The following is a 10,584-nucleotide window of genomic DNA, read 5'->3' on the forward strand; positions in this document are numbered from 1 at the left end:
ACAGGAGGGACAGCTGATAGAAACAGAAGCCACTGGAGCACCTCAAAAACACCATCATACACTAAATCAGTAAGTTGGCAGCATCACCGGCTCTTTCATCAGGAATTGAGAAGACTCCCTTGCTTAAATGAAACTGATGAACATGAGGAAAATACCGTAAAACCCAGTATTCACGCTGCATCAGCGTCGTTATTAGGTGAGTTGTTAATAAACATTTTGAATTGTGACAGAGTGCAAATTCATACACATAAAAAAACGTCATCACTTGCATTAGAAAGGTTTCTGGCCGACCTTATAACCATTAATTACGAAGCGCAAAAAAAATAATATTTCCTCATTTTCCACAGTGAAGTGATTAACTATGCTGATTCCGTCAAAATTAAGTCGTCCGGTTCGACTCGACCATACCGTGGTTCGTGAGCGCCTGCTGGCTAAACTTTCCGGCGCGAACAACTTCCGGCTGGCGCTGATCACAAGTCCTGCGGGCTACGGAAAGACCACGCTCATTTCCCAGTGGGCGGCAGGCAAAAACGATATCGGCTGGTACTCGCTGGATGAAGGTGATAACCAGCAAGAGCGTTTCGCCAGCTATCTCATTGCCGCCGTGCAGCAGGCAACCAACGGCCACTGTGCGATTTGTGAGACGATGGCGCAAAAACGGCAATATGCCAGCCTGACGTCACTCTTCGCCCAGCTTTTCATTGAGCTGGCGGAATGGCATAGCCCACTTTATCTGGTCATCGATGACTACCATCTGATCACTAATCCGGTGATCCACGAGTCAATGCGCTTCTTTATTCGCCATCAACCAGAAAATCTCACCCTGGTGGTGCTGTCACGCAATCTTCCGCAACTGGGCATTGCCAATCTGCGTGTTCGCGACCAACTGCTGGAAATTGGCAGTCAGCAACTGGCGTTTACCCACCAGGAAGCGAAGCAGTTTTTTGATTGCCGCCTGTCATCGCCGATTGAAGCCGCAGAAAGCAGTCGGATTTGCGATGACGTTTCCGGTTGGGCGACTGCGCTACAGTTAATTGCCCTCTCCGCCTGGCAGAATACCCACTCAGCCCATAAGTCGGCACGTCGCCTGGCGGGAATCAATGCCAGTCATCTTTCGGATTATCTGGTCGATGAGGTTTTGGACAACGTCGATCTCGCAACGCGCCATTTTCTGTTGAAAAGCGCCATTTTGCGCTCAATGAACGATGCACTCATCACTCGTGTGACCGGCGAAGAAAACGGGCAAATGCGCCTCGAAGAGATTGAGCGTCAGGGGCTGTTTTTGCAGCGGATGGATGATAGCGGCGAGTGGTTCTGCTATCACCCGCTGTTTGGCAACTTCCTGCGCCAGCGCTGCCAGTGGGAACTGGCGGCTGAGCTGCCGAAAATCCACAGTGCCGCTGCAGAAAGCTGGATGGCCCAGGGATTCCCCAGCGAAGCGATTCATCATGCGCTGGCGGCAGGCGATGCGCTGATGCTGCGCGATATTCTGCTTAATCACGCCTGGAGTTTGTTCAACCACAGCGAACTTTCGCTACTTGAAGAGTCACTTAAAGCCCTGCCATGGGAGAGTTCGCTGGAAAATCCGCAGTTGGTGTTATTACAAGCGTGGCTGATGCAAAGCCAGCATCGCTACGGCGAAGTAAACACCCTGCTGGCTCGTGCTGAACATGAAATCAAGGACATCAGAGAAGGCACCATGCATGCAGAATTTAATGCTCTGCGCGCCCAGGTGGCAATTAACGATGGTAACCCGGATGAAGCTGAACGGCTGGCAAAACTGGCACTGGAAGAACTGCCTCCCGGCTGGTTCTACAGCCGCATTGTAGCAACTTCGGTGTTGGGTGAAGTATTGCACTGCAAAGGGGAACTGACCCGCTCACTGGCGTTAATGCAGCAAACCGAACAGATGGCACGCCAGCACGATGTCTGGCACTACGCTTTGTGGAGTTTAATCCAGCAAAGCGAAATTCTGTTTGCTCAGGGTTTCCTGCAAACCGCGTGGGAAACGCAGGAAAAAGCATTCCAGCTGATCAACGAGCAGCATCTGGAACAGCTGCCAATGCATGAATTTCTGGTACGTATCCGAGCACAACTGTTATGGGCCTGGGCACGGCTGGACGAAGCCGAAGCATCGGCACGCAGCGGGATTGAAGTTTTGTCGTCTTATCAGCCACAGCAACAGCTCCAGTGCCTGGCAATGTTGATTCAATGCTCGCTGGCCCGAGGTGATTTGGATAACGCCCGTAGCCAGTTGAATCGTCTGGAAAACCTGCTGGGAAATGGCAAATATCACAGCGACTGGATCTCTAACGCCAACAAAGTCCGGGTCATTTACTGGCAAATGACCGGCGACAAAGCTGCCGCCGCCAACTGGTTGCGTCACACAGCCAAACCGGAGTTTGCGAATAACCACTTCCTGCAAGGTCAATGGCGCAACATCGCCCGTGCACAAATCTTGCTGGGCGAGTTTGAACCGGCAGAAATTGTTCTTGAAGAACTCAATGAAAACGCCCGCAGTCTGCGGTTAATGAGCGATCTCAACCGTAACCTGTTGCTGCTTAATCAACTATACTGGCAGGCCGGACGCAAAAATGATGCCCAGCGCGTGTTGCTGGAGGCATTAAAACTGGCGAATCGTACCGGATTTATCAGTCACTTTGTCATCGAAGGCGAAGCGATGGCGCAACAGTTACGCCAGCTGATTCAACTCAATACGTTGCCTGAGCTGGAACAGCACCGCGCCCAGCGTATTCTGCGAGAAATCAATCAACATCATCGGCATAAATTCGCCCATTTCGATGAGAATTTCGTTGAACGTCTGCTAAATCATCCAGAAGTGCCAGAACTGATCCGCACCAGCCCGCTGACGCAACGTGAATGGCAGGTCCTGGGGCTGATTTACTCCGGTTACAGCAACGAGCAAATTGCAGGCGAACTGGAGGTGGCAGCGACCACCATCAAGACGCATATCCGCAATCTGTATCAGAAACTCGGCGTGGCCCATCGCCAGGATGCGGTACAACACGCCCAGCAATTGCTGAAGATGATGGGGTACGGAGTGTAAGTTTAGCCGGATAACGCGCCAGATCCGGCTTACATCTCTGCATCATTCAATGCTCACCCGCGTTACGCCGTCTGCTTCAGTCAGACTAAACCGCACTGACAAAAAACGCTCCACCACCGCGATATTGGTCAGTAGATGACATGAGGGATAGGCGACCGTAAATTCTCCCGCCCCCGCCATTGGCAGTACCAGCTGGTCGGCGAGATATTCCCCCACCGCCGCCGGGCTTGCAAGATAGCGTTTAACTTCTTGCACTAACTGCGCAGCCACCACTTCGGCACTGACGCGCTTTTCACCGACGACAAAAAAGCGTTCTGTGATATTTTCACTTTCAACTTCCAGCGAGACGGTATTACCCGGCCCCTGGTCGCGCGGCAGGTTATGAATATTCTGCTCATGCAGGGAAAAACTACCCGCCTACGTAGCGATTTCACGCTCAGCGACATGGCGTGGCACACCAGCCAGTAGCACCTCTCCACGCATCCGCACAATGTTCCCGCGCTCGCCAAGTTGCAAGGTGTTAAACGATGCCACGGGCGAGACTTCCGTTGCCACCACGCCGCCTCCGGCAGGATAAAAACCGTGACGTAACAGCGTGGTTTGCTGATGAATTCCTATTTTTGCCAGCAGCGGCTCCAGCACCCGGCGGATAAAATCTGCAGGCGGGGCCGACGGGTTATCGGTACCTCCGCTCACTTCAACACGCGAAGGACCATCGGCAAACCACAGCGCGGGCAGTACCGTTTGTAGTACCAGCGTGCAACTTCCGGCGCTACCAATAGCAAAGGGTAATGACTCCAACTTATTGATAGTATTTTATGTTCAGATAATGCCCGATGACTTTGTCATGCAGCTCCACCGGTTTTGAGAACGACAGCGACTTCCGTCCCAGCCGTGCCAGGTGCTGCCTCAGATTCAGGTTATGCCGCTCAATTCGCTGCGTATATCGCTTGCTGATTACGTGCAGCTTTCCCTTCAGGCGGGATTCATACAGCGGCCAGCCATCCGTCATCCATATCACCACGTCAAAGGGTGACAGCAGGCTCATAAGACGCCCCAGCGTCGCCATAGTGGGGTCGGTTCCGGCTGAGGGCGAAATGACACCCTAAGCTTTCGGTTCCTTGGGCCAAAGATATTCGCCAGTCAGTAGAATGTGCGCCCAGCCCAATGGGGATATGTGGGGAAGAAATTCAGGGGGAACATCCAACCCTTCGTTCCGCCGCTCCGTGACGGCATGACCAAGATGGACGGTATTCCAGTAAATGATCACCGCAGTCAATAAATTGAGCCCAGCGATTCGGTAGTGCTGCCCCTCTGTCGTGCGATCGCGAATTTCCCCCTGCCTCCCGATACGGAGCGCATTTTTGAGCGCATGGTGGGCCTCTCCCTTGTTAAGACCGATCTGAGCACGCCGCTGCATGTCCGTATCCAGGATCCACTCAATAATGAAAAGGGTCCGTTCAATACGACCAACTTCACGAAGCGCAACTGCAAGGTTGTTTTGTCGTGGGTAAGAAGCGAGCTTGCGCAGGAGTTGGCTGGGCCTGATTTTGCCAGCGGTCATCGTCGCGGCACAACGGAAAATATCAGGCCAGTTCGCAACGATAAGATCCTCCCGGGCTTTTCCACCTACCAACTTGCGTAACTCCCTGGGGGTCGTATCGGGATTAAATACGTACAACCGCTTCGATGGCAGATCCCTGATTCGCAGAACGAGATTGTAGCCGAGCAGGCTACTGGCTCCGAACAAATGGTCGGTGAATCCTGCTGTATCGGCATACTGTTCGCGAACATGGCGACCGACCTCGTTCATCAGTAGTCCATCGAGAATATACGGTGCCTCGCTCACGGTCGCCGGGATCGACTGACAAGCGAATGGCGCGAACTGGTCGCTTACGTGAGTATACGCTTTGAGGCCGGGAACAGAACCATATTTGGCATTGACCATGTTCATGGCTTCGCCATGCCGCGCTGTCGGGAAAAACTGACCATCGCTCGATGCTGACGTGCCCATCCCCCAGACGCGTGACATCGGCAGTTTACCCTGCGCGGCCACCACAATTGCCAATGCCTGGTTCATGGCTTCGCTTTCAACATGCCAGCGGGCAAGGCGTGAGAGCTGCCAGTAATCATGCGTGTTTGTAGCTTCCGCCATCTTACGCAGGCCCAGATTGAGCCCTTCAGCGAGCAGGACGTTGAGCAGACCGATCCGGTCGCGACATGGAGCCCCGGTTCTCAGATGGGTAAACGCATCTGTGAAACCAAGGGCTGCATCAACTTCAAGCAGCATGTCGGTAATCCGAACGGACGGCATTCGGCGATACAGATCCAGTATGAGTGCCTCGGCACCATCCGGCACGTCTGCTGTCAACCTGTCGATCCGCAACGTTCCATCTTCTATGCTACCGTGCGGAATAGTGCCGTTACGGGCAGCCCGGGCCAGCCGCTTAAGAGCGATCGTGAGTCGCGCCTTTCTGTCTGCCAGCCAATCCTGTGGGTTGGAAGGCACGGCCAGTTTTGCATTTTCCTGCGCCGCGATCATCGGCACCAGTACCTGCTTGAGGTCACCATAGCGGCGCGAATGAGCGAGCCAGACATCTCCGGAACGAAAAGCATCCCGGAGGTGAAAGAGTACCGCCACTTCCCAAAGACGGGTATCTCCTTTTTCCTGAGCTCGTAAATGACGGTTCCATTTGGAGCTGGGCCGCAGGAAACGCCTTTCTGGCGATGCAACACCTTTCATCTCTCCGATCGACAAAGCTGCTGCTACCAATGGTCCGGCGACCGGCGCGGCTTCGAGCTTCAGACAGCGCAACATGCGGGGCGCATAACGACGAAAGCGATGGTATCCCTGCCCGACATATGCAAGAGGCTCATCGGCTAGCGTGTTGCTGAGTTGAGTCCCTGTCGCTACCAGTTGAGCGAGCCGGTCCCATGCAACCGAACTGGCGACAGCCATCTCCAGCGGGGTTCCGTCACTGCGGGCCTCAAGCAACGAAGCTCCCAGCGCGGTGAAGGTACGGATCGTATCCGTGAGTGTGGCTTTAGAGCCGGAAATTGTTTCGTCATGCTGTCGCTTCGCTTCCCGCCAGGTTTTTCCTACGATCCTGTCATGGGTTTCGACTATGGCATCAGCAATCGCCGCTTCCCACTCCACAACACAGACGGCAAGGATCGCCCAGCGGCGGTCCGAAGTGATGTCACGCAAACCGTCGGTGAAGTAGCGTTCACCCTGCCGACGCAGCCGGGCAATGCGATGGGCAGGTATGCTGGCCAAAGCACTATGATTGATATTCAGGGTACGCAGAAATTCGAGCCTGTCGAGCAAACGGTTAGCAGCAGCCGAGTTGTTACCAACCTCGAAGTTGCGAAGCCAGATGAAACGACTGATATTGCCGGCGAGCATTTCACTCAGAAGTTTGTCCAGGTGATCGCGAACATCCGCTGTTAAATTTTCCGCAATCCGCGTTTCAATCCGCCGCTCAGCGGCGACCAGAGCATCCGCGCACAAGCGCTCGATTGTCGATACTGCGGGCAGAATGGTGGAAGTTTCCCGACACCGCACAATAAAACGATGAGCAAGATCCTCGTTTGATCTGGCATCTTCGGCCTGGCCGAAAGTCCACTCCCGCAGATCACGGGCACCACGGCCCGTGAAGGTCTTGTAGCCGTAAATTTCGCGCAGCGTGTCCATGTGCTGCTGACGGGTTTGGCGCCGTGTGGCATAAGTGAGAAGCGCATCAGCCGGAACTCCAAGCTGAGCACCGACGAAGGAAAGGACTTCACGCGGGATCATCTCACCAGGAGCCAGTGCACGGCCCGGATATCGTAAGGCACAAAGTTGCAGGGCAAAGCCAATCCTGTTTTCCGGTCTGCGGCGCTGCCTAATGTTTTCCAGGTCATCATCGCCCAGCGTGTAGAACTTCAGTAGCGACAGTTCGTCCGTGGGCAGATCGAACAGCGCTGCTCGCTGCCGTTCGGTGAAAATATGGCGTCGTGACATACAAATTCGTCCCTTTTGAAGTATAGTCTGTTTTGGACAACAGCCAGCCCATATAAATCAGGGCGTTCCGATACAAAAATCCAGGAGGGTTCAATTGGGACATCGTGCCGCCATTTACTGCCGGGTTTCAACAGCGGATCAGTCTTGTGAACGCCAGGAATTTGATCTGCGAGCCTTCGCCGGCCGTGCCGGCTACGACGTGGTGGGAATATTTAAGGAAACAGGTTCAGGAACTAAACTCGACCGGGCCGAGCGAAAGAAAGTCCTGGCGCTTGCCCAGTCCAGACAAATTGATGCAATCCTGGTCACTGAGCTTTCCCGGTGGGGGCGCTCGACGCTCGATCTGCTCAATACGCTACGTGAACTGGAGAACTGGAAGGTTTCCGTGATAGCCATGAATGGAATGGCGTTCGATCTTTCGTCGCCGTATGGACGAATGCTGGCGACGTTTCTTTCCGGCATTGCGGAGTTTGAGCGGGATCTCATCAGCGAGCGGGTCAAGTCAGGCCTTGCTGTTGCGAAGGCACGTGGTAAGAGGCTTGGTCGTCAGGCCGGAGTGCGACCAAAATCAGACCGACTTTTGCCTAAGGTGGTTGCGATGAGGGCCGAGGGACGCAGCTATCGCTGGATCGCACGCGAGCTCGGTATCAGCAAGAATACCGTCGCTGACATCGTGCAACGACACAGAGCTAACGCTTAGGGTGTCATTTCGCCCTCAGCCGGAACCGACCCCGAGCTACGTTCAGTGATGGTATCACCCGGCCAGTGGCCGGGATACCGGGTGACTTAATGATGTTTTTTCCAGAATTCCTGGTACGCCTCGAATAGCTCCCCATGTTTCATATCGTTGGCCGCAGCAATGGAGCGGAACTCACGTTTCAGCTCCATATCAATGTATAAGTTAAGCTGTGCCTTACGGCCATCAGCACTTTTCCGGGTAGGATTAAAGCCGTGTTCCGTATCCGCCTGGCTTGGCGGCTCACCTTTGGTATTGCGCGGTTTTGCTGGGACGTTCGCCATAATATCACCTTATATATAAATATAATTATATTATTATATACTACTGCGTAAGCGTTGTCAGTCGGTCGATCACACCCTGCACAACATCATCAGCTTTCTGCCGTGGGCCAGGGAAAGGCGACTCCGTAAGAGCAAGCCCTTTATCCTGCGCCTGGCTGAACGATGTCAGAAAAGGAATAGCGCCCGGAATGACGGGAACGCCGCAGGGTTGCAGGTATTCCAGCGCCGCACGATATTCACTCTCACTTTCACTTACCCCCGCAAACACCACCGCCATTTTATCTGTCGAATGTCCTTTGTTACGCAGCGCGTTTACGGTCGTAACGGTCGTTCGTAGATCATCCACGCTAAACCCTGTCGGCAGTACCAGCAAATCGACAATATCAATCAGGCTGAGTAACGATTTCGTGGCATACGCCGCACTGTCGATGACAATCAAATCCCATTGCCCGGATTCGATCTGTTTCTTCGCCTGTGAAACCGTCCCACATCCCTGAATTGTCACCGGAGGTTCAAAACCATTCCGCAACCTACGTTGCCCCCAGTCCAGGAAAGAACCCTGATCAATATCCATATCCAGCCCAAGAACCCCCCATCCTGCCTTTGTATACTCGGTGGCGATAGCCCGTGACATCGAGGACTTTTTCACCCCACCTTTCCCGTTAGCCAGCGCGATAACCGTGGTCATACAACCCCCTATTAAAATATTTTTATAGGAAAATATAGATTTGGTTTGAGTGTAACGCAGCCACACAAAAGAGTAAATATAAACCTATAACAATATAATTATAGGTTTATACATTTTTTTTATTCTTTCACCGTAAGCGCACACCGACACACACCGCAGGGCAATACATCGGAGTGCTCTCATGATTTAGGATCTAATTATTCTTAGGGTGCAGAAGTAAGTCTCTCGATCTCTTGAGCTATTGCATAAGACTGCATCGAATTAAGCTCAACCATAGTTCTACGGAAATTAGCTCCCCCCCCGGTTAACTCTTTAAAACGACGGGCAGAGATAGCTTTAAAGCCAGTCTTAAAGTCTTTAAGTGACTTGGCATACTTATCATCAGCAACGCCATAATGTTCGCTTTTCACCAGCTCACCATCCACAACCCCAGAAGCAATGATGCCAACACCGCTCTGATACAGATAAACCGTATCGCCTTTAGAAAGCTGGCTGATGTACTCCTTCCAGCCTTTGCAAAAGGCTGCGGCCTCTTGGTTTTTCAGCATATCGAAATGTGTTTCTTCATCGTTGTTGTAGTTCGTGTTTAGCATGAAGGTTTTTCTATCCATGAAACTCGCAGCGTTGTCCTCACGCTGATCTACAAACTGCTCTTTCATTTCATCGCTAATCAGCGAGTGCTCTTTTAGCAGCTCATTTGCAGCAGCTATTCCGGCTTTTATAAACTCGCTGATAAGTGAACTCTTGGAGCGATCAAGACTTAAAGATAGTTCGTCTAACTCATTGTTTAAAACTGTTGGAAGACGGATCGATATAGGGGCTGAAACGCTATCATCAATCTGATTAAAAAGGCTATTTTTTAAAAATTCTTTCCTGACTGACATTGTGTTAACCTCAATACAAGCACTACAAAATGTAGTCAAACAAATGTAATACATATTGTATTGCACGTCAACTGTTATAGTAAGGAGACGACAGATACACAGTCGAAAAACAGTCGTGATGCCATCATGGGGATTTAGCGGCAATCCCACACCTTGGCCGAAATAATATAATTATATGAAAATATAAAGTAATGTTATCGACAGTTCGTAGGGAAAGGTAGAGGAAATGGAAAAATGTTAAATTTGTTAACAAACTCGCGGATTTTAACAAGAATTTAACTTGGCGATATAGGCCAGTTTAACCGGCACTGTTGCAAATAGTCGGTGGTGATAAACTTATCATCCCCTTTTGCTGATGGAGCTGCACATGAACCCATTCAAAGGCCGGCATTTTCAGCGTGACATCATTCTGTGGGCCGTACGCTGGTACTGCAAATACGGCATCAGTTACCGTGAGCTGCAGGAGATGCTGGCTGAACGCGGAGTGAATGTCGATCACTCCACGATTTACCGCTGGGTTCAGCGTTATGCGCCTGAAATGGAAAAACGGCTGCGCTGGTACTGGCGTAACCCTTCCGATCTTTGCCCGTGGCACATGGATGAAACCTACGTGAAGGTCAATGGCCGCTGGGCGTATCTGTACCGGGCCGTCGACAGCCGGGGCCGCACTGTCGATTTTTATCTCTCCTCCCGTCGTAACAGCAAAGCTGCATACCGGTTTCTGGGTAAAATCCTCAACAACGTGAAGAAGTGGCAGATCCCGCGATTCATCAACACGGATAAAGCGCCCGCCTATGGTCGCGCGCTTGCTCTGCTCAAACGCGAAGGCCGGTGCCCGTCTGACGTTGAACACCGACAGATTAAGTACCGGAACAACGTGATTGAATGCGATCATGGCAAACTGAAACGGATAATCGGCGCC

At 52.2% G+C, this 10,584-nt stretch carries 8 protein-coding genes and 2 pseudogenes; 4 read left to right on the forward strand and 6 right to left on the reverse strand.

The features are described from left to right. The coding region (locus OGW13_RS18675; protein ID WP_241165335.1) for a hypothetical protein at positions 1–327 on the forward strand (327 nt) is incomplete at its 5' end. 34 nt (positions 328–361) lie between these two features. Continuing rightward, positions 362–3,067 (forward strand): HTH-type transcriptional regulator MalT, encoded by a 2,706-nt coding sequence (gene malT, locus OGW13_RS18680; RefSeq protein WP_008786562.1) that lies wholly within the window; start codon positions 362–364, stop codon positions 3,065–3,067. Positions 3,068–3,109: 42 nt separating this feature from the next. Here the strand turns inward: malT and rtcA are convergent. From rtcA to OGW13_RS18695, 3 genes and pseudogenes are all read right to left on the reverse strand, one after another. Then, a pseudogene (rtcA, locus tag OGW13_RS18685) lies at positions 3,110–3,853 on the reverse strand (RNA 3'-terminal phosphate cyclase); the annotation flags it as partial. Between the two features lie 16 nt (positions 3,854–3,869). Next, positions 3,870–4,139, reverse strand: a pseudogene (locus OGW13_RS18690) (IS1 family transposase); the annotation flags it as partial. 33 nt (positions 4,140–4,172) lie between these two features. Continuing rightward, positions 4,173–7,070 (reverse strand): Tn3-like element Tn5403 family transposase, encoded by a 2,898-nt coding sequence (locus OGW13_RS18695; RefSeq protein ID WP_001553819.1) that lies wholly within the window; start codon positions 7,068–7,070, stop codon positions 4,173–4,175. Positions 7,071–7,164: 94 nt separating this feature from the next. Here OGW13_RS18695 and OGW13_RS18700 point away from each other — a divergent pair, with 94 nt between their 5' ends. After that, complete coding sequence (locus OGW13_RS18700; protein WP_000509966.1) at positions 7,165–7,770, forward strand: recombinase family protein; 606 nt, start codon at positions 7,165–7,167, stop codon at positions 7,768–7,770. An 86-nt stretch (positions 7,771–7,856) separates the two neighbouring features. Here the strand turns inward: OGW13_RS18700 and OGW13_RS18705 are convergent, their stop codons facing one another. From OGW13_RS18705 to OGW13_RS18715, 3 genes are all read right to left on the reverse strand, one after another. Next, positions 7,857–8,090, reverse strand: a complete 234-nt coding sequence (locus OGW13_RS18705) for a hypothetical protein (RefSeq protein WP_004178129.1) — start codon at positions 8,088–8,090, stop codon at positions 7,857–7,859. 40 nt (positions 8,091–8,130) lie between these two features. Continuing rightward, positions 8,131–8,778: a nucleotide-binding protein gene (locus tag OGW13_RS18710; RefSeq protein ID WP_053271836.1), complete on the reverse strand. Its 648-nt coding sequence runs from the start codon at positions 8,776–8,778 to the stop codon at positions 8,131–8,133. Between the two features lie 203 nt (positions 8,779–8,981). Continuing rightward, positions 8,982–9,662, reverse strand: a complete 681-nt coding sequence (locus OGW13_RS18715; protein WP_103793539.1) for a YlcI/YnfO family protein — start codon at positions 9,660–9,662, stop codon at positions 8,982–8,984. 367 nt (positions 9,663–10,029) lie between these two features. Here OGW13_RS18715 and OGW13_RS18720 point away from each other — a divergent pair. Beyond that, the coding region (locus OGW13_RS18720; RefSeq protein WP_032259227.1) for an IS6-like element IS26 family transposase at positions 10,030–10,584 on the forward strand (555 nt) is incomplete at its 3' end.

Source organism: Citrobacter sp. Ca225, from assembly GCF_030337175.1.
Classification (GTDB): Bacteria; Pseudomonadota; Gammaproteobacteria; order Enterobacterales; family Enterobacteriaceae; genus Citrobacter_A; species Citrobacter_A amalonaticus.

Coding starts and splice junctions, on each gene's coding strand:
- OGW13_RS18715 (WP_103793539.1), bottom strand. CDS start 9,662: ATGTCAGTCAGGAAAGAATTTTTAAAAAATAGCCTTTTTAATCAGATT.
- OGW13_RS18710 (WP_053271836.1), bottom strand. CDS start 8,778: ATGACCACGGTTATCGCGCTGGCTAACGGGAAAGGTGGGGTGAAAAAG.
- malT (WP_008786562.1), top strand. CDS start 362: ATGCTGATTCCGTCAAAATTAAGTCGTCCGGTTCGACTCGACCATACC.
- OGW13_RS18705 (WP_004178129.1), bottom strand. CDS start 8,090: ATGGCGAACGTCCCAGCAAAACCGCGCAATACCAAAGGTGAGCCGCCA.
- OGW13_RS18695 (WP_001553819.1), bottom strand. CDS start 7,070: ATGTCACGACGCCATATTTTCACCGAACGGCAGCGAGCAGCGCTGTTC.